Source organism: Mycobacterium sp. MAC_080597_8934 (genome assembly GCF_000523975.1).
GTDB lineage: Bacteria > Actinomycetota > Actinomycetes > Mycobacteriales > Mycobacteriaceae > Mycobacterium > Mycobacterium avium.
On sequence record NZ_JAOS01000002.1, the window covers coordinates 156,235 to 180,608 of the forward strand.

Here is a 24,374-nt window from a genome sequence, read left to right on the forward strand (position 1 = left end):
ACACCACCCAGACACTAGATAGCTTCCCTATGGACCAGCTGTGTCCCGCCCATGCAAACCTTTGATCCCGGTCAACCGGCACCCGCGAGCGCTGGTTTGGCAAGGCTATGTTGGCTAGTCGCGCACGGTTTTCGTCTATATCGTTGCCGCCGTGTCGAGTACGCCACACCCGGCCGAACCCCACATCGGTTCGGTGTCGTCGAAGTTGAATTGGCTGCGTGCCGGCGTTCTGGGCGCCAACGATGGAATCGTCTCCACCGCAGGCATTGTCGTGGGCGTCGCCGCGGCCACGGCGCTGCGCGCTCCCATCCTGACCGCCGGCAGCGCCGGACTGGTGGCCGGGGCGGTGTCGATGGCGCTGGGCGAATACGTCTCGGTCAGCACCCAGCGCGATACCGAGAAGGCGCTGCTGATCCAGGAGCATCAGGAACTGCGCGACGATCCGGCCGCCGAACTCGACGAGCTCGCCGCGCTCTACGAAGCCAAGGGTCTGACCGCGGCGACGGCGCGTACCGTGGCCGAGGAACTCACCGATCAGAATCCGCTGCTGGCCCATGCCGAGGTCGAGCTGGGCATCAATCCCGAGGAGCTGACGAATCCGTGGCATGCCGCGTCGTCCTCGGCGCTCTCGTTCGCCATCGGCGCGTTGCTCCCGTTGATCGCGATTCTGCTGCCGCCGCCGACGTGGCGGATTCCGGTCACCGTCGTGGCGGTGCTCATCGCGCTGGTGATCACCGGCGCGGTATCGGCCCGCCTCGGTGGCGCGCCGCAGCTTCGCGCCGTGGCGCGTAACGCCATCGGAGGCAGCCTCGCACTGGCGGTCACCTACACGATCGGCCACGTGGTCGGCGCCGCGATCGACTGACCACGCCGGCGCATTCGCCGACTGGAAGCGCAACTGTAAGATCCACGGTTGCGGTCCTCAGCAGAGGCCGCACCACCCGTCGCGTGAAGGGTCATGCAGTGGCCGAACCCAATGTCGTTCCCGATCAACCTCGCTGGGCTGACGGGCTGCCGTATTTCGTGCGCGACGGAAACGATTTGGTACCAACCGAAATCGCGCGCGGCGGATGGGGGCCATCGCTCAGCGGCCACGTCGTCGGCGGACTCTTGGCGTGGGCCGTCGAGCAAGCCGCCCCCGACGCCGGCCTGCAACCGGCCCGGTTGACCGTCGACCTGCCCCGGCCGACGGCGCTGGAACCGCTCCGGGTGCACACCCAGGTGCGCCACGACCGGCGGCGGTTACGGCTGGTCGAGGCCGTCATCAGCCAAAACGACGCCGTCGTGGCGCAGGCGAGCGCGCTGTTTCTGCGCCGCGGCCCGCAGCCCGACGGGCGGGTCTGGTCACCCCCGGTGCAGACGCCGCCGGTCCCGCTGGACCAGACCTACTCGACGCTTTTCATGCGCACCTACGGCTGGGGCTCGCAGGTGCAGAACCCCGATCCGGACTGGCCGCAGACCGACGGCCCGAAATACACCTGGATACACGAGACGCGCCCGCTGATCGACGACGAGCCGCTCAGCGCATTCACCCGCGCGGCGATGGCCGGTGACATCACCGCGTCGATCGCCAACTGGGGCAGCAAGGCACTGCAGTTCATCAACGCCGACTACACGCTCACGCTGAGCCGGTTGCCCGAGGGCGACCACATCGGGCTCGCCTCGCTCACCCACCACAGCCACGACGGCGTTGCCAGCGGCTCGGCCGTCCTGGTCGACACCGCGGGCCCGATCGGCACCGGACTGTCGGTTGCCATCGCGCACTCGGGATTTCGTCCGCCGTCCGCCGACCCGTCGGCGCGGTGAGTTCCGGTGACGTTCTGGTCGCTGATTGCCGAGGCCGCACGACGCGGCTCACCCCGGCCACTTCTCGCCGACGAGCACGGTCGCAGCATGACCGCACGTCAGCTGCACGACGCCGCATGCGTCGCCGCGGCCGCGCTGGCCGAGCGGGGAGTCCGCCCGGGCGCCGTCGTGTCCTGGCAGTTGCCCACCACGCTGGAGACCATGGTGCTGATGGCCGCGCTGGCCCGGCTCGGTGCGGTGCAGAACCCGATCATCCCGGTCCTGCGGGAAAGCGAAGTCCGCTTCATCACCGGCCAGCTGAACACCGAATACTTTGTGGCGCCTGGGCTTTGGCGCGGCTTCGATCACGGTGGGGTGGCTCGGGAACTGTCGGCCGAACGGGGCTTCGAGGTCATCACCGTCGACCTGGCGGCACCGCCGGCCGCCGGTGCGCTGCGCCTGCCCGGCGCCGATCCCGATTCCCTGCCGGCGCCGCCGCAATCCGCCGACGAGGCGCGCTGGATCTACTACTCGTCGGGGACCACCGCCGCTCCCAAGGGGATTCGCCATACCGACAGCTCGGTCATCGCCGGCTCGGCGGGAGTGGTCGGCATGGTGGGGGCCACCAGCAGCGACGTCGATCCGATCGCCTTTCCGGTCGCACACATCGGCGGGCCGCGATGCTGGCCACCGCACTGCTGACCGGCATGCGGTTAGCGCTGTTCGAGGCGTTCGACCCGGCGGCCACTCCGCTGGCCATCGCCGCACATAATCCGACGTTCCTGGGCACCGCGACGCCCTTCTTCGTCGCCTACCTCGAAGCCCAACGGGCCCAAGGGAATCGGCCACTATTCCCGTCGCTGCGGGGATGCCTGGCGGGAGGCGCACCCATCACCGCCGAGTTGAGTCGACGGGTCCGCGACACCTTCGGGGTGGCCGGCATCGCCAACGCCTGGGGAATGACCGAGTTCCCCTGCGCGACATCCCCGTCGCTGACCGCGGCACCCGAGGTGCTCGACCACACCGTGGGGCCGCCGGTGCCCGGCGTCGAAGTCCGCGTGGTCGACGGCGCAGAGAATGAACTGCCCGCCGGGCAGGAAGGCGAGCTGCGGCTCAAGGGACCCCAGTGCTTCCTCGGCTACGCCGACCCGACGCTGGACGCCGACGCCTTCGACGACCAGGGCTGGCTGCGCACCGGCGATCTCGGCCTGATCGACGCCGACGGCAACGTCCGCGTCACGGGCCGCACCAAAGACGCGATCATCCGCAATGCGGAGAACATCTCGGCCCTCGAGATCGAGAACGCACTTGCGGCGCATCCCGCCGTCGCCGACGTCGCCGTCATCGGGATCCCCGACCCGCGCACCGGCGAACGGGTCTGCGCCGTCGTGGTACCCGCGACGGCCGACGGCGTCACGCTGGAATCCCTTGTGCAACACTGCCGATCACGCGGGCTGAGCCGCTACAAACACCCCGAGCGCCTCGTCGTCGTCGACACCCTCCCGCGCAACCAGTTCGGCAAGGTGATCAAGAAGGACCTGCGCGACGCCTTCGGGTGATGCTGGACGCCTGGGCCCGGCACGCTTATTCGCGCGGATGTAACGCCACGGCGAGATTTCGCCCGGATTTCCGCCGTGGCGTTACGAGCGCGGACCGAGCGCGGACATGCGCGGACGTGCGCGGACGGCTAGAGGCCCTTGGGGGCGTCGCGGACCGCCTGCACCGCCGCCGCGTCACCCTCGAAGTCGACCCGGGCGGCTCGCCCCACGGCGAACAGCAGCAGCTCCTCGGGCGCCCCGGTCACCGTGACCGCCGGGCCCCGCCCGGCGGTGAGCACGGTCTTGCCCTCCGGGGTGCGCAACGCCACCCGGGCGGGCACTTTGGCCAGGGTGAGCCGGGCCATCAGCGGCAGGGTGCGTCGCAGCGTGCGGGCCAGCGCCGGCTCCAGCGCACGCGGCGTCCAATCCGGCTGGGCGCGTCGTACATCCTCGTGGTGGATGAACATCTCGCCCACATTGGCGACCGGGTCCAGCAACTTGAACGGGGAGTAGACCGGCGGGCCGGCGGCGACCTTGTCCAGCAACTCGTCCCAGTCGTTCTGCGTAGTGACCTGGCTCTGCACCTTGGCGGTGTGCGAGGCCAAGGACGGGATCATGATGCCCGGCGTCGCGTCGGGCCTATACTCCCGGATCACCAGGTGCGCGGCCAGGTCCCGCGTCGTCCAGCCCTCGCACAGGGTGGGCGCATCCGGGCCGACGCCACGCAGAGTTTCCACCAGGGCGGCGCGTTCCCGTCGAGCAACAGACATGGGTTCAGCGTAGGGCCAGCCCCCGGGCGGCGACCATCGATTACTCGGTAAATTTGAAACGTCAAGTTGTCGAAGGGGAATGCCATGAACGCGCGCGTCGAGCAGTTGGAGTTTCAAGCCGAGGCTCGGCAACTGCTGGATCTGATGGTCCACTCCGTCTACTCCAACAAGGACTCGTTCCTGCGGGAGTTGATCTCGAACGCTTCCGACGCACTGGACAAGCTGCGGCTGGAAGCCTTCCGCAACAAGGACCTCGACGTCGACACCTCCGACCTGCACATCCAGATCGAGGTGGACAAGGATGCGCGCACCCTGACCATCCGCGACAACGGCATCGGCATGACCCGCGCCGAGGTGGTCGACCTGATCGGCACCCTGGCCAAGTCGGGCACCGCCGAACTGCGCCAACAACTCCGCGAAGCCAAGAACGCCCAGAACGAAGCCGCCTCAGAGGAACTCATCGGCCAGTTCGGCATCGGCTTCTACTCCAGCTTCATGGTGGCCGACAAGGTCGAACTGCTCACCCGCAAGGCCGGCGAGAGCGAGGCCACCAAATGGGAGTCGAGCGGCGAGGGCACCTACACCATCGAATCGGTCGAGAACGCCCCGCAGGGAACCTCGGTCACCCTGCATCTGAAGCCCGAGGACACCGAGGACGAGCTGCACGACTACACCTCGGAGTTCAAGATCAAGAGCCTGGTCAAGAAGTACTCCGACTTCATCGCCTGGCCCATCCGGATGGAGGTGGAGCGGCGCACGCCCGCCACCGAAGAGGGCGGCGAGGAGACCGTCACCCGGGAGGTCGAGACCCTCAACTCGATGAAGGCCCTGTGGGCCCGGCCCAAGGACGAGGTCTCCGAGGAGGAGTACAAGGAGTTCTACAAGCACATCGCGCACGCCTGGGACGACCCGCTCGAGGTCATCGCGATGAAGGCCGAGGGCACCTTCGAGTACCAGGCGCTGCTGTTCATCCCGTCCCACGCCCCGTTCGACCTGTTCAACCGGGACGCGCACACCGGCATCCAGCTCTACGTCAAGCGGGTGTTCATCATGGGCGACTGCGACCAGCTGATGCCCGAATACCTGCGCTTCGTCAAGGGTGTCGTTGACGCACAGGACATGTCGCTCAACGTCTCCCGCGAGATCCTGCAACAGGACCGGCAGATCAAGGCCATCCGGCGGCGGCTGACCAAGAAGGTTCTGTCCACCATCAAGGAGTTGCAATCCGAGCGGCCCGACGACTACCGGACCTTCTGGACCCAGTTCGGCCGGGTGGTCAAGGAGGGTCTGCTGTCGGACTTCGACAACCAGGAGACGCTGCTGCAGCTCTGCTCCTTCGCCTCGACGCACAGCGAGGAGGAGGCCACCACGCTGGCCCAGTACGTCGAGCGGATGAAGGAAGGGCAGACGCAGATCTTCTACGCCACCGGCGAGACGCGCCAGCAGATCCTCAAGTCGCCGCATCTGGAGGCGTTCAAGGCCAAGGGCTACGAGGTGCTGCTGCTCACCGACCCAGTCGACGAGGTCTGGGTGGGAACCGTCACCGAGTTCGACGGCAAGCCGCTGCAGTCAATCGCCAAGGGCGAGGTGGACCTGAGCGCCGAGGGCGAGGAGAGCCAGGCCGAGCGGGAAGAGCAGCAGAAGGAATTCGCCGATCTGCTCGCCTGGCTGAAGGACACCCTGTCCGACCACGTCAAGGAGGTCCGGCTGTCCAACCGGCTGACCGACTCGCCGGCCTGCCTGATCACCGACGCCTTCGGCATCACACCGGCGCTGGCCCGGCTCTACCGCGCCTCCGGGCAGGACATTCCGGTGGGCAAGCGAATACTGGAACTCAATCCCAAGCACCCACTGGTCACCGGCCTGCGCCAAGCCCACCAGGACCGCGCCGACGATCCGTCCGTCGCCGAGACCGCGGAATTGCTTTACGGCACAGCGCTTCTGGCCGAGGGCGGCGCCCTCGACGACCCGGCCCGGTTCGCCGAGATACTGGCCGACCGGTTGGCCCGCACCCTGTAGCCCCGGGCCGCCGCAGCAAATCGGCGAATTCGGGGATTGAAAAGCGCCGGGCAGGGATACTTAAGTCCCATGGCCGAGTTCCGCGTGATCGACCCGCACGGGCGGGTGGTCGCGACGCAGAATTTCGCCGACGCCGAGGCCGCACACGCCTGGTTCGTCCACTCGGTCGGCGGCAGCACCGAGCTGGGTTGGCGGATGGAGGTCAACGACGACGGGCAGTGGGCGTTCTTCGATGACACCGAGGGCTTCACCGCCCCGGTGAGTCGACGGCCCGAACGGCGCTGAATCCGGCTCCCGGAGACCGAACATGATGGGCGCCAACCTGATTGGGTGACCCACCGCCGCCGTCGCGAGACGGCCGTGACGTGCCGCGTACGCTCCCACCATGCACGTCGACGCGATGACCGTTCCGCAGCCGCTCGGCCAGATCGGCGACCTGGCCCGGCGAACCCAATCCGCCGGGTTCTCCGGGCTGTTGTTCACCGAGACGGGCCGCACCGCCTACCTGAACGCCGCCGTGGCGTCGCAGTCCGCGCCCGGGCTCGAGCTGTCCACCGGCGTCGCGGTGGCATTCCCGCGCAGCCCCTTCGTCACCGCCGCGGTGGCGTGGGAACTGCAGGAAGCCACCAAGGGCCGCTTCCGGCTGGGGCTGGGTACCCAGGTGCGTACCCACGTGGTCCGGCGCTACGGCGCGGCCTTCGAGCGGCCCGGCCCCCGGCTGCGCGACTACCTGCTCGCCGTCAAGGCATGCTTCGCGGCGTTTCGGTCCGGCACGCTCGAGCACCACGGCGACTTCTACGACCTCGACTTCATCACCCCGCAGTGGAGCCCGGGACCCATCGACGCGCCCGACCCCAAAGTCGATATCGCCGCGGTGAATCCGTGGATGCTGCGGATGGCGGGCGAAGTGGCCGACGGCGTGCACGTCCATCCGATCGGCGAACCGGGCTACCTCGCCCGTCACGTCCTGCCGACGGTCGCCGAGGGCGCGGCCAAGGCGGGACGCTCACCGTCGGACATCGCGATCATCGTCCCCGTGATGACGATCGTCGGGGACAACGACGAGGAGCGCGACCAACAGCGCGAAGCCGTGCGCGCCAGCATGGCCTTCTACGGCAGCACGCCGAACTACGCGTTCATCTGGGACGAAGCCGGGTTCGAGGGCACCACCGCCCGCATCCGCGAGAAGCAGAAGGCCGGCGACTACGCCGGGATGGCCGCCCAGGTCAGCGACGACCACATCGCCGTCTTCGCCACCGAGTCGACGTGGGAAGGGTTGGCCGACGCGCTGATCGAGAAATACTCCGGCACCGCAACACGTCTGGTCATGTACAACTCGGCGGCCGACCCGGAGCGCTTCGAGCGGTACGGCGAGGTGGCCCGCCGGATACAGCACGCGGTCAGCGGCTGAGCTGAATCGCCTTGACCACCAGCAGCAACGCGCCGACGACCAGGTAGCCGCGCAGGGCGATCATCGCCAGCCGGGTTCCGGGCGACCAGGTGACCGGCTCGAGCAGCGTCAGCGGCGGCATCCGCCAGGTGCTGCGGTCGACGCCGCGCGCCGGAAGCCGCGGGCCGGGTCGCGCGGGCTGACGACGGGCCAGCCAGCGCAGCACCGGGGCCGCACCGGCCGCCAGGATGATCAACGCCAGCGTCAGATAGCCGGCGACGGCGACGACGTTGAGGTCGGGGAACAAGGTGGTGGCCATCAAGATCCCGGACAGCAGCAGCAAAGTGCCGACGATCAATCCGGCGACCCAGTTCAGCCAGGCGCGATTGACCCACGGCCCCAACACTTCTCGGTCATTGCACAGCAACAGCAGAAAGACGCTGGCGCTGGGCAGCAGCAGACCGGCGAGGGCCTGCACCGCGGTGGTGATCAACCCCAGCGGGGCGCCCGGGATCAGCACGATGGCCGCGGCCACCACCACCATCGCGGTGTAGGACAGATAGAACTGTTTGGCGTCGGCGAAGCCGCGATGCAGCGAATGCTTCAGCCCGAACACGTCACCGAAGGCGTAGCTGGTGGCCAGGGTGACCGCGGCGGCGCCGATGATCGAGGCGTCCATCAGCACGATGGCGAAGATCGAGCCGAGCACCTGACGGTGTTGGCCCAGCAGGTGCGCGGTCGCGCCGGCGTCGGTGAAGCCGCCCACGGTGTCGGTGGAGCGGGCTGCCCAGTCACCGGTCATCACCAGCGCCGCGGCGCCGATCACCACGACGAACGCGCCCAGCACGGTGTCCGCGCGCTCGTAACCCATGAACCGGGGCGTGATGCGTTTGTCGACCACATTGGACTGCTGGAAGAACAACTGCCACGGCGCCACCGTGGTGCCCACGATGGCGATGATCAGCAGCACCGCGTCCGAGCTGACCCCACCCGAAATGCTGGGCACCACAAAGGACTTCGCGGCGCGTCCCCACTGCGGGTGCGACATCAGCAGCATCGGGATCTGCAGCAGGGTGATCGCGATGAAAATGAACATGGCCCGCTCCCACCGGCGGAAGCTGCCGCTTGCCATGATCGCCACCAGCGCCACCGCCGACACCGGCACCACGACGTATTTCGAGACGCCGATGTACTCGGCGGCCAGGCTGATGCCGATGAACTCGGTGACGATGGTCAAGAAATTGAGCAAGAACAGGTCGCCGACCGAGAACCAGCCCCAGCCCCGGCCGAAGCGCTCGTTGATCAGCCGCGCGTGCCCCACCCCGGTGACCGCGCCGAGGCGCACCACCATCTCCTGGTTGACGATGAGCACGGGTACCAGCAGCAGCAACACCCACAGCAGCGAGTAGCCGTAGTTCTGGCCGGCTTGGGCGTAGGTGGCCACCCCGCCCGCGTCGTTGTCGCCGACCATCACGATGATGCCCGGGCCGACGATGGCGAGCAGGGTCAGCAGCCGCGTCTTCCAGGTTCGGGCGTGTTCGGTCTCGCCGACCCGGATGCGGCCGAACGCGCCCTCGATGTCGCCCAAATGCGCGCTGTCGAGCACTGCCGTGCCCCGGGGTTCCACCGGCTCGGCGCGGCGGGTGTTCTCGCCGGCTGAGCTCACGGTGCGTTACCTCCGGGCAGCGGGCGGTCCTCAGCGGTGGTGATTTCGCGAATCGGGCGGGGCGCGGGCTCTCGGCGGCGCCAGTCTTCGGGGATGGTGGCCTCTAGCACGTCGTCGACGGTCACCACGCCGAGCAGGTGGTCCTGCTCGTCGACGACGGGGATCGAGTAGAGGTTGAAATCGGCCATCAGCAACGCGATGTCGGTCAGGTCGGCGTCGGCGTTGACCCGCACCGGATCGGAATCCATCAGCCGCTCAAGGGTTTCGGAGGGATCGACCTGTAGCAGGGTGATCACCGAAACGACGCCGTCGAGCCGGCGGTCCTCGTCGAGCACGTGCACCTTGATCAGCGCCTCGGGCTGAATGCTGTGCGAGGAGGCGATCAACGCCAGCGCCTCGGCCGCCGTGGCGCTGGCCGCGCAGGAGACCGAGTCGACGTTCATCAGCCCGCCGGCGCTTTCGGGGTTGAAACCCATCAACGTGATGACCTTGGTGCGTTGCGGGGCGGGCATCAGGTCGAGCACGCGGCGGCGCCGCGACTGGCGCAGATCGACGATCGCGTCGGCGGCGTCGTCGGCGCGCATCCGCCCCAGCAACGCGGCGACCTCGTCATCGGGCATCTCGTCGAGCAGCCGGCTGGCCTTCTCCGGGTCCAGCTCTTCGAAGACGTCGGCTTCCAGTTCGGGGTCGCTGTGCACCCGGTCCAGGATCTCGCCGCCCTCGGCCTTGTCGGCTTCTTCCAGCAGGTCCGCGATCTCGGCGGCCTTGAGCTCGCCGAACCGGTCCGACAGCCGGCGCACCGCATCGGAGCGGGCGTGGCCGATCAGCGGCTCGAACGCCTTCCAGTCGCGCGACGCGTGGCCCCCGGAGTGCTTGATCAGCCCGAACAACCGGGGCGGACGCCGGGTGTCCAGCCGGGCGACCATCCAGCCGGCGGCGGTCTGCTCGAGTTCGATGTCGTAGGCGCGCACCAGCTCGACGGTGGCCACGTCGATCAGCCGGTGGCCCAACACGTCGGTGCGCAACAACACCTCGCCTTCCCGGCGTTCGAAGCCGCGAACGTCAATCTTGTTCTTGGTCAACAGGACTCGGTCCGCGGAGTATTCGTGAATCGATTTGTCGCCGACGAACACCCGCCGCCCGCCGACGCCGGCCACGATCCCGGTCACCAGCGGGTACTCGTCGGCGCCGCGCAGCCGCACGATCACGTCCTCGACCCGGCCCACCGTTTCGCCCGAGCGCGCCAGCACCGGCGCCCGCAGCAGTTGCGAGAGATGGATGACCGGCTGCCCGGGGGCCTTGTCCTCCGATGTGCCCACGTATCCCTCCTCAAGGCGGTACGACCGAACCCGCCGACAACCTACCCCGAATCCAGGCCGTGCTGGCGGCTACCGCGTCAATGTGGCCGGGCCGCCAGAGCGTACGCCGCGGTCGCCGTGGATGGCTACCACCAATAGGTAAACGGCAGAAGGCTATTGGGGTCGCCGCTACTGTTTGTCGACCCTTCCGGCGATCTGTTTGGCAATGTCGATGCCGAGGTCGCCGACGTCCTTGCGGCACGCGTCGACGTCGATGACGACGTTGTTGCGGGCGGTCAGCGCACGTTGACAGGGCATCGTCACGTTCACGCCGTTGCCGTTGACGGTCACGGTCACCTGGGTGCTCAGCATCCCGTTGGCGTTGGTTACCGGCCCCACCTTCCAACGCAGTTCCGGGTTGGTGCCGTCGGCGGGAACCGTGTCCTGGCGATTGGCGCACGCGGGCCAACGCGCAGACGAGGCGGACAGGAAGGCGCTCGCCTGCTCGGGGGAGGGAAACAGCACGACAAATTGGTACACCTCAGGGCTTTCCAGTTGATTGGCGCCCGCGGGGGTGGGCGCCAGATCGTGGTAGCCGTAGACCGCGGTGCTGCCGCTGCCGGCGTATTCGGATGCCAGGCCGGCGTGCGTGGTGTATTTGCATTCGGCGGGGAATGTGTAATCGGTGCGCCGGACGGGGTCTTCTCCGAGGGCGGTGAACGGGGGATCGCTCGTCGTCCCGGTCACGCCCAGCGCGGTGTCGATGTCGTTGGGGCTGAGCATCAGGTCGGGCAGCGCGCCCCGAGCCAGCGGCGTCTTGGGTGAGGCTGTGCTGCCGGTGGCCGTCGACGAGGAGGCGGCGCCGTGATTGCCGGCGCCGCAGCCGGCGACGAGCATTCCGGCGGCGGCGAGTGTTGCGGCTAATCGGCGCACAGTTCAGTGCCCTTCCCGCGCGAGTCGGCTCCCCATTTTTCGGAGCTTACGACAGCAGGACGGTGCCAACTGCGAATTCGCGACAGCTGCGCCCGGTTGGACGATGCTGAACCACGGGCTATGTTCGCCGGGTGTCTGTTGTGCAGTTCACCTCGGTATCGCCGATCGTCCCGGTCCGAGACCTCGATGTCGCCCTGGACCGCTATCGCCGGCTCGGATTCGACGCGCGGGCATACCAGGGCCCCGAGCGGTACGGTTTCGCCGACCGCGGATCGGTGTCGATCCACCTGACCGAATGGGACGAGCACGACCCGTCGTGCACGGCCGCCAGCGTCTACTTCTACGTCAGTGACGCCGACGCCCTGTATGCGGAGTGGGCGGCGTTGGACAACCTCGGCGGGCGCCTGTTGGCTCCGCACGACACACCGTACGGTTTGCGCGAATTCGCCTACGTGGACCCCGACGGCACCGCGCACCGGGTCGGCTCGCCGCGCAGCTGATCACGTCTTTTCCGTTGAGAACGGCGGAATTTCGTCAGCTGTTGGGGCCGATGCGGCCTGGCTGCGGGCCAGCGCCACCGTCGCGGCCGCCATCACCGCCACCGAGATGCCCAGTGCCAACAGGCCAATGCCGTTGGTCCGCAACGTTTCACCGAGCACGGTGACGCCGAGCACCGACCCGATGATCGGCTCGGCGACGGTCACCGCCGGAAGCGACGCCGTCAGCGGGCCGGCCCGGAACGCCGACTGCTCCCAGGCGGTGGCCGCGATGGCCAGCAGCACCCACACATACAGCTCGGGTGTGCGCAGCAATGCCGGGATGCCGCGGTCGAGTTGGTCGACCACGCCCTTGGTCAGCACCGCAAACAGGCCCCACAGCGAACCGGACATCAGGCCGAGCAACAACGCGGCGACCGGGCCGGGATACAGGCGTGCGCCGAGCACGCACCCAATCAGCGCCGGCCCCATGACCAGTGCCACGATCGTCCACGTCTGCAGCGATCCCCGCGGGGTTCCCTCCTGCGGGTCGCCCACCGTGACCACCACCGCGACGGCGGCGGCCAGCAGTAGCGCCCAAACCGCTTGCCGCCCAGTGATTCTGCGGCGGTTCACCCGCGCGCTGATCAGCAGGGCGAACAGCAACGACGTCACCAACAGCGCCTGCACCAATACCACCGAGCCGAAACCCAGCGCTGCGGCCTGAAAGCCGAATCCGCCGGCGGCCACCAGGCTTCCGGTCCACCAGCGCCGGTCCCGCAGCAGTCGGCGAAACAGCGCGACGGTGCCGACCGGTTGATCCGTGACCTGCTGAGCCGATTGCTGTTGGGCGACGTCGCCCGCACCCACCATGAGGGCGGCCGCGACCGCGAGCACCGTCGCGATGTCCGTTCTGCCCACTAGCTCTCTTCCGTGTGTATCGACACCCGCAACCCGAGTCTTCGCGCCGAGCCTCAGCTGTTGCGCCGAATCCTGAGCGCCGTGGTGATCATCGGAATCTGCAGCGGCAGCCGGGCCAGCGCGGCGATCCGCATCGGCCACGGCTTGTCCCACCACAACCGGACCATGTTCAGGTTGCCCGGAAAGACGCCGACGAACAGGATCGCGGCGGCCAGCGCGGCGGCCCGTCGGGTGCGTCGCGGCACCAGCAGCGCCCCGACCGTCAGCTCGGCCACCCCCGAGCCGTAGGTGTAGAGCCTTGGGCTGCCGGGCAGTTCGGCGGGAATGATGGAGTCGAACGGTTTGGGCGCCAGGAAGTGCAGGGTGCCCACCCCGAGCAGCATGGCCGCGACGCGGTAGGCCGCCAGCTCGGTGGCGTCACGGGCAGCGGCTGATCTGGTTGTCATGGACCCATTGTGTCCCGCGCCCCGGGCGCTGCGGCCACCGGTAAGCCGCGATCGGCATGGGTGTCGCGACCGCGTGTACTAACCGTTTAATTGTTAGCGCGGTCACAGACCGGCCCACACCGAACTTAGGCCAATACTATTGTCTATACAGTATTTGATACGATTCGCCGCGACTGACCGCTGCCAGACCGTTCGAGGTTGAGAACATGGGTACACCCGTAATCGTCGGAGCCGTTCGAACGGCGATCGGCCGTTCCTTCAAGGGGACGCTCGTCAACACCCCGCCCGAGACGCTGATCACCGCGGTGCTTCCCGAGGTGATACGTCGCTCCGGTGTCGACCCCGCCGCGATAGACGACATCATCTTCGCCGAATCCCATTACGGCGGTGGCGATCTCGCGCGTTACGCGGCGGCAGCCACCGGCCTGGAGGACATTCCCGGCCAGTCGGTGAACCGGCACTGCGCGGGCAGCCTCACCGCGATCGGCAACGCCGCGGCCCAGATCGGATCCGGCATGGAGCGGGTGCTGATCGCCGGCGGCGTGCAGTCGTTGTCGATGACGCCGCTGGTCAACTGGCGCATCCCGGGCCCCGAGCTCAAGTTCGAGGAACGCTGGATGCCGCCGACCCACGTCGAGGCGCCGGACGCGCCCACCCGGGACATGTCCATCACCGTCGGCTGGAACACCGCCAAGACGGTCGGCATCACCCGCGAGGAAATGGACGCCTGGGCGGCCCGCTCGCACCAGCGCGCCATCGCGGCCATCGACGCCGGCAAGTTCGTCGACGAGATCCTGCCACTCAAGATCACCCAGGCGGACGGTTCGGTCACCGAGTTCGCCGTCGACGAGCATCCGCGCCGCGACACCACGGTCGAGAAGCTCGCCGGCCTGAAGGTGTTGCACCCCGAAATCGAGGGCTTCTCGATCACCGCGGGCAACAGCAGCGGCACCAACGACGCCGCCGCGGCGGTCGCGCTGGTCGACCGGGAGTACGCCGAAGCCGAAAAGCTCAATGTGATGGGCACGGTGCGGGCGTGGGCCGCCGCGGGCGTGCCGCCGCGCGACTGTGGCCTGGGCGCGGTCAAGGTGATCGGCAAGGTCCTGCAGCGGGCCGGGTTGTCGCCCGACGACGTGGCGCTGTGGGAGATCAACGAGGCGTTCGCGTCCGTGCCCATCGCGGCGTGCCGGGAATACGGTCTCGATGAGGAGAAGGTGAACTTCTCCGGCAGCGGCTGCAGCCTCGGCCACCCCATCGCGGCCTCCGGCGCACGCATGGTGACCACGTTGACCTACGAATTGGCCCGCCGCGGTGGCGGTATCGGCGTGGCGGCGATGTGCGCCGGTGGCGGCCAGGGCGGCGCGGTCGTCATCGAGGTCTAGCCGGGCCTCAGTTGCAGAACGTGTAGCCGATGAACTGGGTGCCGCGGGTATCGCCGCTCGAGTAGTTCGCGAAGTGCACCGCGGGCATCCCGTGGTACTGGGTGTTCATCTTCTGCACGTCCGGCGGCGGCACGTCCTTGGGGAAGGCCAGGATCATGTCCGCGAAGATCTTCAGGCCCGCCTGGCAGATGGCCTCCCGGCGCGGCGGCTGCGGGTTCCACGCGTGCACCACCACCGGCTCGGTCAGCTGAGATCCGGTCGCGCAGTTGGGATCGCAGAGTTTGAACACCGCCGTCCCGGTGCCGTCGGCGCCCTGCGGCCCCCAGGAACTCCACGACATGTCCTGCAGCGCAACGGCCACACTGGCGCAACCCAGCACGTTGAGTTTCTTGGGACGCTCGACCGGCAGGACCGACGGGTTGTAACAGCCCGGGATCGCGTAGCTCTCCGGCGGCGGTCCGGCGGCGGGCGCCGTCGCGCCGTGATCGCCCCGATCCAGCTGCATCCCCACGGCGGTGAGCACACCGATCAGCACCGCGGCCACGATGCCGATCACGATGAGTCGCCCCCGCGAGATGTGCCGCGACCGCCTGGACAAAGGAACGTTGCCGCTCACGTCACCAGATTACGGGGCGAAAATCGGGTCTGGGGCGGTCCGCGCCGACGGGGAATCAGAGGGTAAAGTTGGTCATCGCTACCAACATATTGAGGATTTCGCATGAATGACCATGAGCTGGCCGCGCGGTTGGCCACCGAGGCCGGTCGGCTGCTGCTGGGGGTTCGGGACGAGTTCGCCGACGCTCCGGCAAGCGAGCGGAAAGCGGCGGGGGACAAGCGATCCCACGATTTTCTGATCGAGGCGCTGGCTGCCGAACGGCCCGGCGATGCGGTGCTGTCCGAGGAGGGCGCCGACGACCCGGTGCGATTGCGCTCCGAGCGGGTCTGGATCGTCGACCCGCTGGACGGCACGCGGGAGTTCTCCGAGCTCGGCCGCGACGACTGGGCGGTGCACGTCGCGCTCTGGGAGGCCGGCGAGCTGGTGGCCGGCGCGGTGGCACTGCCGGCGCAGGGCGTCACGTTCGCGACCCCCGAGGTCGCGTCACCCCCCGTCGCGCCGGGCAAGCCGCGCATCGTGGTGTCGCGCACCCGCCCGCCCGCCATCGCGTTGAACGTGCGGGACGCGTTGGACGGTGTTCTGGTGGAAATGGGTTCGGCCGGCGCCAAGGTGGCCTCGGTCGTCCAGGGGCTCTCCGACGTGTACGTGCACGCCGGCGGCCAGTTCGAATGGGACTCGGCCGCGCCGGTCGCGGTGGCGCGGGCCGCCGGTTTGCACACGTCGCGCATCGACGGGTCGGCGCTGGCCTACAACCAACCCGACCCGAAGCTGCCCGATCTGGTGGTCTGCCGTCCCGAGCTGGCCGACGCCGTCCTCGCGGTCACCCGCTGACGGTCCTCGAGAGTCGCTGGCGCGCTTGGTCTTTCGCGCTAGGACGCGGGCCTGGGCAAAGGCCGCGACTCTGCGCTCAGAGCAGCGCCTGCTGCCAGGACAGGATGCGTTCGGCCAGTTCAGGTCCGCGGTCCTCCTGGATGAAGTGACTGGCGTTGATGCGGGCGTGCGGTTGGCCCGCGGCGCCCGGAATGTGCTTGATCAGCGGACTGTCCGCGTGGCCGAGGATGGGGTCGCGGGCGCCGAAGATGGCCAGGAACGGTTTTTCCCAGCGGCCGAGGGCTTCCCACGCCTTGCGGTTGGCCGGAATCGCGGGATCGGCCGGCGAGGTGGGCACCAGTTGCGGAAATGCCCGCGCCCCGGCCTGATACGTCTTGTCGGGGAAGGGCGCGTCGTAGCCGGCACGCACCTTGGACGAAACCCGGCGGACGGTCCCGACGCTGACGATGCGGCCGGCGGGCAGCACGGGGGAGTAGCGCGCGAAGGCTCGCCACGCGTAGAAGGCGGGCGGGGTGCGTCGCTGCGCGGTGGGAAGAAAGCCGTTGGCCACCACCAGCCGTCCCACCCGGTCGGGCTGCTCGGCGGCGATGCGCAGCCCGATCAATGATCCCCAGTCCTGCACGAACAGCGTGACGTCGCTGAGGTTGAGGTGTTCGAACCAGGAGACCACCCAGTCCACGTGCCGCTGGTAGGAGTAGTCCTCGATCCGGCTGGGCTTGTCCGACCGGCCGAAGCCGATCAAGTCGGGTGCCAGCACCCGGTTTCCGGCGTCGGTCAGCGGCGTGATCATGGTGCGGTACAGGTAGCTCCAGGTGGGCTCGCCGTGCAGCAGCACGATCGGTGGCCCGTCGATCGGCCCCTCGTCCAGGTAGTGCATGCGAAGCGGCCGGGTGTCGCGCGCGGTGACGTCGAGATAATGCGCCACGAACGGGTAGTCCTCCAGGTTTTCGAATCGGGAGTCCGGGGTTCGCAGCACATGCATATTCAGCTCCTCGGCGTGAACCGGCACCTCTGCTAGCCTCTCTCGCCGACGGGCATTCGTCTAGTAGCAGATTCGTTGAGCTACACCGTTGCGGCCACTAAACTGGCCTCTTCATGGCAATTCGGCGCGCGGTGCTGCTCATCGCCGACATCGGTGGTTACACGCATTACATGCAGTGGAACCGGACGCATCTCGCGCATGCCCAGCTGACCGTCGCGGGACTGCTGGAGTCGGTGATCAACGCGGGCAAGGGCCTGAAGCTGGCCAAGCTCGAGGGCGATGCCGCGTTCTTCTGGGCGCCGGACAGCAGCGCCAAAGTGGTGGTCTGCGAGCGGCTGTCGCGGATGCGCACGTCGTTCCTGCAGCGGCGCGAGCGGATGAAGAACGACATCGCCTGCCAGTGCGCGAGCTGCGCCCAGCTGGAGCAGCTGTCGCTCAAATTCGTGGTTCACGTCGGCGAGGTGGCCGATCAGCGGGTGAAGCGGCACGTCGAACTGGCCGGATTCGACGTCATTCTGGTGCATCGAATGCTGAAAAACCTGGTGCCGGTTGCGGAATACGTGCTGATGACCGATCCGGTCGTGGACTGCCTCGACGAGCCGATGCGCGCGCTGTGCATGCCGCTGGTGCACGTGTTCGAAGGGATCGGCGAAACGCCGACGTACTACATCGACTTGGCGGAAGTGCGGGTTCCGGTCACCGAGCCGCAGCGCAGTTTGCTGCGTCGGCTCGGCGCGACCATGAGGTTCGAGTTCAACTCGCTGCCGTTCACCCTGGGCATGAAGGAGCCCGCGGAAGGGTTCCGCAACTTGGGCCGGGGCGGGGAGGAGATTCCCGCGTAGCGCGGGCGGGACAGCTAGCCGGACCGGGCGGCCAGCGCGCGGCCCATGCGCGACAGCGCCTCGGTGAGGATCGCGCGCGAGGTGGCAAAGTTCAGTCGCAGGTGTCCCGCCCCGCCGGTTCCGAACACGTGGCCGGAGCTCAGCGCCACCCGGGCGTGCTCGAGGAACCAGCGCGCGGGCCCGGACAGGTCGGCGACCACGGCCAGACCCTGTGCGGCGTCCTCGGCGAAGCCCAGCTCTCGGCAGTCCAGCCACGCGAGGTAAGTGCCTTGCGGCCATTGATATTTCACGCCCGGAAGATGTTCGGCCACCAGCTCGCCCAGCAACGCGCGGTTCTGGTCCAGGCCCTGCAGCGTGGCGTCCAGCCATCCGTCACCGCTGCGGAATGCCTCGGTGTGGGCGATGACGCCGAGATGGCTGGGCCCGTGACTGACCTCCTCCGGCATCCGGTTCAGGTCGGCCGCCGCCTCCGGTCCGGCGATGGCCAGGGCCGCCTTCAGTCCGGACAGGTTCCAGGCCTTGGACGCCGAGGTCAGCGCGAAGGCGTTCTCCGCCCCGGCCACGGTCAGGAAGGGGGTGAATCGCGATCCCGGCAAGATCACCGGCGCGTGGATCTCGTCCGATACCACGCGCACGCCGAACCGGCGGGCGAGCTCGGCAACTCCGCGCAGCTCCGCGGCGGTGTGCACCGACCCGGTCGGGTTGTGCGGATTGCACAACAGGTAGGCGACCTTCGCCGTGTTCCCGGCGCGGGCGTGTGCGAACGCTTCTTCCAACGCGCCCAAGTCAATTCGGCCGCCGTCGTCCAGTGGTGCCTCGACGACCCGGCGGCCGTCGTGCGACACGAATGCGTAGAACGGCGCGTACACCGGCGGGTTGACGACGACGGCGTCGCCCGGGTCGGTGACCAGGCGCAGCACCTCGACGGCGCCGAGCATGACGTCGGGAACCAGCGCGGTGCGGCTCACGTCGAGGTCGTGCCACTGCCAACGCCGCGCCGCGAATTCGCTCACCGCCTCGGCGAACGCGGTGCCGCAGGGGTAGCCGGTGTCGCCGTGGTCGATCGCCGTTCGCAGCGCCTGCGCCACCGTCGGCGCCAGTTTGACGTCCATCTCGGCGACCCACAGCGGCAGCACGTCGGCGGGATGGGCGCGCCATTTCATGCTGGTGCGAAGCCGCAGTTGGTCCAGCGTGAGTTCCTCGAACGGGTTAAACGTCACTCGGGCAGATTAAGGCAGTTGAGTGGGCGAACGTGGTCGCGGCCGTACCCGGGCTGCCGTGCTCGCTGGAGATCCCGACCACGCTGCCGCTTTACGCCTTCGACTGAACGTGTAACGTACGTCGCAGACATTAGGCCAGCTAGGAGTTCGCCGTGTACACACTGCGCTTCGACATGCGTGATCCCGAATGGGCCGCGCCCCCAGCCGATCTGTACGCCGCGGCGCCCGAAATGGCGGCCTGGGCCGAGGAGCACGGCGGCCTGGCCGCCGTGCTGTGTGAACACCACGGCTCCGAGGACGGCTACCTGCCGTCGCCGTTCCTGCTGGCCTCCGCGGTGGCCGCGCGGACGCAGCGGCTGGCGCTGAGCCTGATCCTGATCCTGCCGTTCTACGAACCCGTGCGGCTGGCCGAGGACATGGCCGTGCTCGACATCATCAGCAACGGGCGGGCCTCCTACATCCTGGCGCTGGGCTACCGGCCCGAGGAGTTCGAGCATTTCGGTGTGCCGATCAAGAAACGCGGACGCCTCTGCGACGAGAAACTCGCGCTGCTGCGCCGACTGCTGGCCGGTGAAACCGTCGTCGAAGACGGGCGGCGGATCACCGTGACGCCCCGCCCGCTGACTCCCGGCGGGCCGGGGCTGATGTGGGGTGGGGGCACGATCGCCGCCGCCCGTCGGGCCGGCCGGTACGGCCTGGGCATGCTGGGCAACGCGAACGCGCCGGGCATCCAGGAGGCCTACGAAGAGGCCTGCCGCGAGCACGGCCACCCGCCCGGCCCGACGATGTTCCCCGACCGCAACACGCCCTCGGTGGTGTTCGTCGCCGAGGACGTGGATCAGGCGTGGAAGGAGATCGGCGAGCACCTGCTGCACGACGTGCGGACCTACGCCGCATGGAATCCCGGGGACGAGACGACGGCGGGCTTCAGCCACGTCAACACCATCGACGAGCTGCGTGAGACGGGGACCTCGCACGTGATCATCTCGGTGCCCGAGGCGATTTCGCGGGTGAAGGCCGGGCAGGTGCTCAACCTGTCGCCACTGTGCGGGGGACTGCCGCCGGACATCGCCTGGCCGTACCTCAAGCGCGTGGGCGAGGTCGTACTGCCCGAGGCGCTCGGCCATTAGCTATACCGCCGAGCGTCACGCCCCCTTACCGCCGAGCGTCGAGTTATGGTGGAAAATAAGCGATTTCGGCGCAACAACTCGACGCTCGCGGGCTAGCGGGGCTGGTTCGGCACTCCCGGGAACAGCTCGCCCGTCGGACCCGCGGTCACCCAACCGCCCAGCTTCGTCACCAGGTGCGGCGCGAAAACCGCGCCGTAGAGCGCATTTCCGATGACGACCACGGCGACCACGGACAGGACCGACGCACCGACCCGGCTCTTCGACCGGTGCTCGGCCCACATCTCGATGACGTTGCGTCCCTGCGCGTCAGTGCGACCCAACAGGTAGGTGAAGAGCATCATCTGGATGGCCATCGCCACCGAGTCGTAGAGCGGGTACTGGTGCACGGTGCCCTCGCGGATCGCCAGCCCCGGAATCACCCGGCCGTAATAGAAGACCCCGAGCTTGGCGCCCAGGAATCCATTGAAGAACAGCGCCCAGCAGAAGCCGACGACAAGGCCCACGACCAACAGCGTCTGGGGCCTGCGCCAGCCGAAGCGCGCGCTCAGCCAGCGCCCGAGGGCGGTGCCCGTCACCGCCGGCAGCACGAAGTAGGAGATGTAGCCGATCGGAACGAACAACGGCAGCCCGCCCCAGGTCATGTTCAGCGGCCACCACGACGGCATCCGGGGGATCGCCGGCGGGAACTGTGCGTACATCGCCCAGTCGTAGGGCGCCTCGATCCAGGAGAACGACATCGCCGAAATGCACAGCAGCAGAAGCGGATGCAGGCGGCGCCGGCGAACGCTCAGGTAGATGCCGAACGCGGTGAACCCAATGCCGCCGATCAGCGCGAAATCACTGGCCGCCTGCATCACCGGCGTCATCTGCGAGCTCATCGGTCAGCCTGGCGGCTCCGGCGGGCTTGCGGGTCGAAGCGCAGCACCAGCCCGAAGATCAACACGATCAATCCGAACAATGTGCCGAGCATGATGACAGCACCCACGGCCGCACCCCTTCCGATCCGAGCTCGACTCATTAGATAGTGCACACTATCCTAAAGTCAACCATCGACGAGAGGACAACCACGTGGCCCAGCGGCCATCCACCAGGCGCGGCGCGGCAGCGGCGCCGGCCTCGATCCGCCGGCCCCGCGGCGCGCCGCGCCAGCTGCTGCTCGACACGGCCCGGGCCCGCTTTGCCCGGCAGGACTACCGAAGCACCACGACACGCGAAATCGCCCAGGCCGCAGGGGTAACCGAGCATCTGCTGTTCCGCCACTTCGGTTCCAAGGCGGCGCTGTTCCGCGAGGCGCTGGTGCTGCCGTTCACCGATTTCGTCGACGAATTCGGCCGCACCTGGCAGGCTGTGGTCCCCGAGCAGACCGACGAGGAGGAGCTGGCCCGGCGGTTCGTCGGGCAGCTCTACGACGTGTTCGTCGAGCACCAGGGTCTGCTGTTGACGCTGATGGCGTCCGAGGCGTTGAGCGAGGAGGAGAAGGCCGACGCCGGCATCGCCGAGGTCAGGCGGGCAATCACGACGCTGGGCCGGATCAGCGCCGAGGGCATGCATCTGCGGGGCCTGCGGTCCGACCATCCCGACCTGCCGGCGCATTCGACGGTGGCGATGATCGCGGGCATGGCGGCGTTGCGGTCCACCTACTTCGGCGCCGAGCCGCCGTCCCGGGAAGTCATCGTCGACGAGCTCATCCAGGCCATCCTGCACGGCTTCCTGCACAGAAACGGCTGATCCGTTCAATTCGCCACCGCACCAGAGGAATTGGTTATGACAGGCACCAGCGCGATCGAGTTGTACTACGACCCTTTCGATTCTGACATCGACGACAACCCGTACCCAGTGTGGCAGCGCATGCGCGAAGAAGCGCCGCTGTACTACAACGAGAAGTACAACTTCTACGCGCTGAGCCGCTACGAAGACGTGGCACGCGAATTGCCGAACTGGCAGACCTACCAATCCGGGCGGGGCACCACCGCCGACATCCTGTTCTCCAATGTCGAAGTGCCGCCGGGCATTCTGCTGTTCGAGGACCCGCCGCTGCACGACCTGCACCGCCGCCTGCTGTCGCGCGTCTTCACCCCGCGGCGGATGCTGGCCGTGGAGGACCTGGTGCGCGGATTCTGTGTCCGTGAGCTGGACCCGCTGGTGGGCGCCGGCGGCTTCGATTTCATCAGGGATCTGGGGGCGATGATGCCGATGCGCACCATCGGCTACCTGCTGGGCATCCCCGAGGAAGACCAGGAGAAGATCCGGGACCGCAGCGTCGCCAACATCGAGTTGTCCCGGGACAGTGATCCCGCCGCGGTGGACGCGAACGTGTTCGCCAACTCGATCGCGCTGTTCGCCGAATACATCGAGTGGCGGGCCGATCATCCCTCCGACGATCTGATGACCGAGCTGCTCCGAGCCGAGATCGACGAACCCGACGGCACCCGGCGCCCGCTGTCGCGCACCGAGGTGCTGGCCTACACCGCGATGATCGCCGGCGCCGGCAACGAGACCACCGCGCGGCTGATCGGTTTCATGGGACAGCTGCTCTCCGACCACCCGGATCAACGACGCGAACTCGCCGCCGACCCGTCGCTGATCCCCGGGGCGGTCGAGGAGACGCTGCGCTTCGAACCGCCGTCTCCGGTGCAGGCGCGTTACGTGGCGCGGGACGCCGAGCACTACGGCCGCGTCGTCCCGGAAGGGTCGTTCATGTTGCTGCTCAACGGTTCTGCGAACCGCGACCCGCGCCGCTTCACCGATCCCGACCGCTACGACATTCACCGGCAAGGGGGAGGCCACCTCAGCTTCGGCCAGGGCCTGCATTTCTGCCTCGGTTCGGCGCTGGCCCGAATGGAGGCGCGGGTGGCTTTCGAAGAGGTGCTCAAACGCTGGCGGGACTGGGAAGTCGACTACGCCAACGCCGAGCGCGCGCGCACCGCGAGCGTGCGCGGGTGGGCGCGGCTGCCGGTCGTCACCGGTGGTTAGCCCTCGACTGTCACGCCAGCGTGACGCTCGAGGTCGACCGTCACGCCAGCGTGACGCGCGAGGTCGACTGTCAGGCCAGCGTGACGCGCGAGGTCGACTGTCACGCTAGCGTGACGCGCGGCGGCTAGCTGGCGCCGCCGTCCACCAACACCGCGCCGTCGGGCCGATCTCCCAGGGTTTGCAGCGGCACGTCCTCGCCGCGGGCGGTCAGGCGCACGATCTCGGCCAATTGCGCGGGGGCGTCGCACTGCAGATAGTGGTCGGCGCCGGGGATCACCCAGTAGCGGTTGCGGCCCGGCTTCGTCTTCAGATACGTCTGCCATACGTGGTTGGGGACGCGCAGCGGCGCGACGTTGTCGTGCAGTCCCCACACCATGGTGGTGTCCACATCGCTGGTGGAAAGCGCTTCCAGCCAACGGGTTTCGTCGGCGGCGCGCTCGTTGAGATATTGAATGGTGTCAGGCAGCACCCGGATTCCGTCGTTGTGGGCGAAGCATTTCGCCAGGGCGGCGATCTCCGGGTCGTCCAGCGTCCGCCGCGGCATGAACGTGCTGGCGCCCATTCCGGCCGCCAGCAGCTCGGGTGTGGTCGCGGCCGCGGTGGCCCGCGCGGTCGAGGGATCGAGCAGCGCGCTCTGAAACGCGGTGAGGTTGGCCAGCGGAAGGTAGATGTTGGCGTTGGTCAGGATCAGGTCGACGGGTGCGGCCGGCGGGTCGAGCGCGGCCAGCATGCCCGACGCGATCATGCCGACACTGCTGCCGCGGTCGTGGGTCAGCATGCGGTAGTCGGACAGTCGCCACACCTCGGTGATGGCGTGGACGAGCAGACGGGCGTCGTCGTACAGCGAATACACGTACGGCTCGGGCGGTTTGTCGGACAGTCCGTAGCCGGGGAAGTCGAGCAGGTGGATGTCGAAGTCACGGCTCAGCTCGCCGGCCAAGGCGAAGTAGTCGATGCTCGACGTCGGAAAGCCGTGCACCAACACCAATGCGGGCGCACCCGGGGTGCCGCAACGGCGGCTGAACACCCCGACTTCCCTGCCGTCGTTGGCCGCGGTGGTCGAGCGCCAACGAAGTTCGGTGCCGCCGCCTTGCCACTGCGCGAAAATGTCCAAGCAGTCAGCATCTCAGAGGCCGTCGCGGCGGACAACCACCGT

Annotated in this window: 23 protein-coding genes and 1 pseudogene; 13 read left to right on the top strand and 11 right to left on the bottom strand. The window is 68.2% G+C overall.

Going from position 1 to position 24,374, the window contains the following annotated elements; genetic code table 11:
* Positions 1 to 151: 151 nt before the first annotated feature.
* The 3 genes and pseudogenes from NF20_RS02635 to NF20_RS02645 all read left to right on the top strand — a co-directional run bounded on the left by NF20_RS02635 (position 152) and on the right by NF20_RS02645 (position 3,344).
* Entirely contained in the window at positions 152 to 865 is a 714-nt protein-coding gene (locus tag NF20_RS02635; protein WP_010949468.1) for a VIT1/CCC1 transporter family protein, read from the top strand.
* Positions 866 to 963: 98 nt separating this feature from the next.
* On the top strand, positions 964 to 1,806 hold the full coding sequence (locus NF20_RS02640) for an acyl-CoA thioesterase domain-containing protein (protein WP_023898732.1): 843 nt from the start codon (positions 964 to 966) through the stop codon (positions 1,804 to 1,806).
* A gap of 6 nt (positions 1,807 to 1,812) precedes the next feature.
* Positions 1,813 to 3,344 (top strand): annotated as a pseudogene (locus NF20_RS02645) (class I adenylate-forming enzyme family protein).
* Positions 3,345 to 3,472: 128 nt separating this feature from the next.
* Here the strand turns inward: NF20_RS02645 and NF20_RS02650 are convergent.
* On the bottom strand, positions 3,473 to 4,093 hold the full coding sequence (locus NF20_RS02650) for a TIGR03085 family metal-binding protein (protein ID WP_019733052.1): 621 nt from the start codon (positions 4,091 to 4,093) through the stop codon (positions 3,473 to 3,475).
* Between the two features lie 84 nt (positions 4,094 to 4,177).
* Here NF20_RS02650 and htpG point away from each other — a divergent pair, with 84 nt between their 5' ends.
* The 3 genes from htpG to NF20_RS02665 all read left to right on the top strand — a co-directional run bounded on the left by htpG (position 4,178) and on the right by NF20_RS02665 (position 7,523).
* Complete coding sequence (htpG, locus tag NF20_RS02655; protein WP_009976349.1) at positions 4,178 to 6,112, top strand: molecular chaperone HtpG; 1,935 nt, start codon at positions 4,178 to 4,180, stop codon at positions 6,110 to 6,112.
* A gap of 69 nt (positions 6,113 to 6,181) precedes the next feature.
* Positions 6,182 to 6,397, top strand: a complete 216-nt coding sequence (locus tag NF20_RS02660) for a hypothetical protein (RefSeq protein ID WP_009976351.1) — start codon at positions 6,182 to 6,184, stop codon at positions 6,395 to 6,397.
* A gap of 100 nt (positions 6,398 to 6,497) precedes the next feature.
* Positions 6,498 to 7,523 (top strand): TIGR03617 family F420-dependent LLM class oxidoreductase, encoded by a 1,026-nt coding sequence (locus NF20_RS02665; protein ID WP_019733053.1) that lies wholly within the window; start codon positions 6,498 to 6,500, stop codon positions 7,521 to 7,523.
* On the opposite strand, the gene NF20_RS02670 is transcribed toward NF20_RS02665, so the two are convergent.
* The 3 genes from NF20_RS02670 to NF20_RS02680 form a co-directional block, all read right to left on the bottom strand.
* Complete coding sequence (locus tag NF20_RS02670; protein ID WP_019733054.1) at positions 7,513 to 9,168, bottom strand: NRAMP family divalent metal transporter; 1,656 nt, start codon at positions 9,166 to 9,168, stop codon at positions 7,513 to 7,515. The two genes, NF20_RS02665 and NF20_RS02670, sit on opposite strands and share 11 nt — an antisense overlap.
* Entirely contained in the window at positions 9,165 to 10,487 is a 1,323-nt protein-coding gene (locus NF20_RS02675) for a magnesium transporter MgtE N-terminal domain-containing protein (protein ID WP_019733055.1), read from the bottom strand. Before NF20_RS02675 ends, NF20_RS02670 begins: the two co-directional genes overlap by 4 nt.
* A gap of 168 nt (positions 10,488 to 10,655) precedes the next feature.
* Positions 10,656 to 11,399, bottom strand: a complete 744-nt coding sequence (locus NF20_RS02680; RefSeq protein ID WP_019733056.1) for a sensor domain-containing protein — start codon at positions 11,397 to 11,399, stop codon at positions 10,656 to 10,658.
* A 140-nt stretch (positions 11,400 to 11,539) separates the two neighbouring features.
* On the opposite strand from NF20_RS02680, the gene NF20_RS02685 reads away from it, so the two are divergent.
* Positions 11,540 to 11,899, top strand: coding sequence for a bleomycin resistance protein (locus NF20_RS02685; protein WP_009976358.1), 360 nt, complete (start codon positions 11,540 to 11,542; stop codon positions 11,897 to 11,899).
* Here NF20_RS02685 and NF20_RS02690 read toward each other — a convergent pair whose 3' ends face one another.
* Complete coding sequence (locus NF20_RS02690) at positions 11,900 to 12,796, bottom strand: DMT family transporter (RefSeq protein ID WP_009976359.1); 897 nt, start codon at positions 12,794 to 12,796, stop codon at positions 11,900 to 11,902.
* A gap of 53 nt (positions 12,797 to 12,849) precedes the next feature.
* Positions 12,850 to 13,242 (bottom strand): membrane protein, encoded by a 393-nt coding sequence (locus NF20_RS02695; protein ID WP_009976360.1) that lies wholly within the window; start codon positions 13,240 to 13,242, stop codon positions 12,850 to 12,852.
* Between the two features lie 206 nt (positions 13,243 to 13,448).
* Here NF20_RS02695 and NF20_RS02700 point away from each other — a divergent pair, with 206 nt between their 5' ends.
* On the top strand, positions 13,449 to 14,624 hold the full coding sequence (locus NF20_RS02700) for a thiolase family protein (protein ID WP_009976361.1): 1,176 nt from the start codon (positions 13,449 to 13,451) through the stop codon (positions 14,622 to 14,624).
* A 7-nt stretch (positions 14,625 to 14,631) separates the two neighbouring features.
* On the opposite strand, the gene NF20_RS02705 is transcribed toward NF20_RS02700, so the two are convergent.
* Entirely contained in the window at positions 14,632 to 15,180 is a 549-nt protein-coding gene (locus tag NF20_RS02705; RefSeq protein ID WP_033713255.1) for a hypothetical protein, read from the bottom strand.
* 162 nt (positions 15,181 to 15,342) lie between these two features.
* Between NF20_RS02705 and NF20_RS02710 the strand changes: the two genes are divergently transcribed.
* Positions 15,343 to 16,071, top strand: coding sequence for a 3'(2'),5'-bisphosphate nucleotidase CysQ (locus NF20_RS02710; protein ID WP_011724612.1), 729 nt, complete (start codon positions 15,343 to 15,345; stop codon positions 16,069 to 16,071).
* 76 nt (positions 16,072 to 16,147) lie between these two features.
* Here the strand turns inward: NF20_RS02710 and NF20_RS02715 are convergent, their stop codons facing one another.
* Positions 16,148 to 17,053 carry a haloalkane dehalogenase gene (locus tag NF20_RS02715; RefSeq protein ID WP_003872427.1) on the bottom strand — a complete coding sequence of 302 codons (906 nt, stop codon included), beginning with the start codon at positions 17,051 to 17,053 and terminating at the stop codon, positions 16,148 to 16,150.
* A gap of 113 nt (positions 17,054 to 17,166) precedes the next feature.
* Between NF20_RS02715 and NF20_RS02720 the strand changes: the two genes are divergently transcribed.
* Complete coding sequence (locus tag NF20_RS02720; RefSeq protein WP_003872426.1) at positions 17,167 to 17,895, top strand: DUF2652 domain-containing protein; 729 nt, start codon at positions 17,167 to 17,169, stop codon at positions 17,893 to 17,895.
* A gap of 14 nt (positions 17,896 to 17,909) precedes the next feature.
* On the opposite strand, the gene NF20_RS02725 is transcribed toward NF20_RS02720, so the two are convergent.
* Positions 17,910 to 19,058, bottom strand: coding sequence for a MalY/PatB family protein (locus tag NF20_RS02725; RefSeq protein ID WP_263423776.1), 1,149 nt, complete (start codon positions 19,056 to 19,058; stop codon positions 17,910 to 17,912).
* Between the two features lie 209 nt (positions 19,059 to 19,267).
* On the opposite strand from NF20_RS02725, the gene NF20_RS02730 reads away from it, so the two are divergent.
* Positions 19,268 to 20,245 carry an LLM class flavin-dependent oxidoreductase gene (locus NF20_RS02730; protein ID WP_003872424.1) on the top strand — a complete coding sequence of 326 codons (978 nt, stop codon included), beginning with the start codon at positions 19,268 to 19,270 and terminating at the stop codon, positions 20,243 to 20,245.
* Positions 20,246 to 20,337: 92 nt separating this feature from the next.
* On the opposite strand, the gene NF20_RS02735 is transcribed toward NF20_RS02730, so the two are convergent.
* Positions 20,338 to 21,123 carry a spirocyclase AveC family protein gene (locus NF20_RS02735; protein WP_009976367.1) on the bottom strand — a complete coding sequence of 262 codons (786 nt, stop codon included), beginning with the start codon at positions 21,121 to 21,123 and terminating at the stop codon, positions 20,338 to 20,340.
* Positions 21,124 to 21,313: 190 nt separating this feature from the next.
* On the opposite strand from NF20_RS02735, the gene NF20_RS02740 reads away from it, so the two are divergent.
* Both NF20_RS02740 and NF20_RS02745 read left to right on the top strand, forming a co-directional pair.
* Entirely contained in the window at positions 21,314 to 21,973 is a 660-nt protein-coding gene (locus NF20_RS02740) for a TetR/AcrR family transcriptional regulator (protein WP_009976369.1), read from the top strand.
* Between the two features lie 36 nt (positions 21,974 to 22,009).
* Positions 22,010 to 23,218 (top strand): cytochrome P450, encoded by a 1,209-nt coding sequence (locus NF20_RS02745; RefSeq protein WP_009976371.1) that lies wholly within the window; start codon positions 22,010 to 22,012, stop codon positions 23,216 to 23,218.
* 124 nt (positions 23,219 to 23,342) lie between these two features.
* Here NF20_RS02745 and NF20_RS02750 read toward each other — a convergent pair whose 3' ends face one another.
* A complete protein-coding gene (locus tag NF20_RS02750) occupies positions 23,343 to 24,332 on the bottom strand; it encodes an alpha/beta fold hydrolase (protein ID WP_009976372.1) in 990 nt (329 codons plus the stop codon).
* Positions 24,333 to 24,374: the final 42 nt, after the last annotated feature.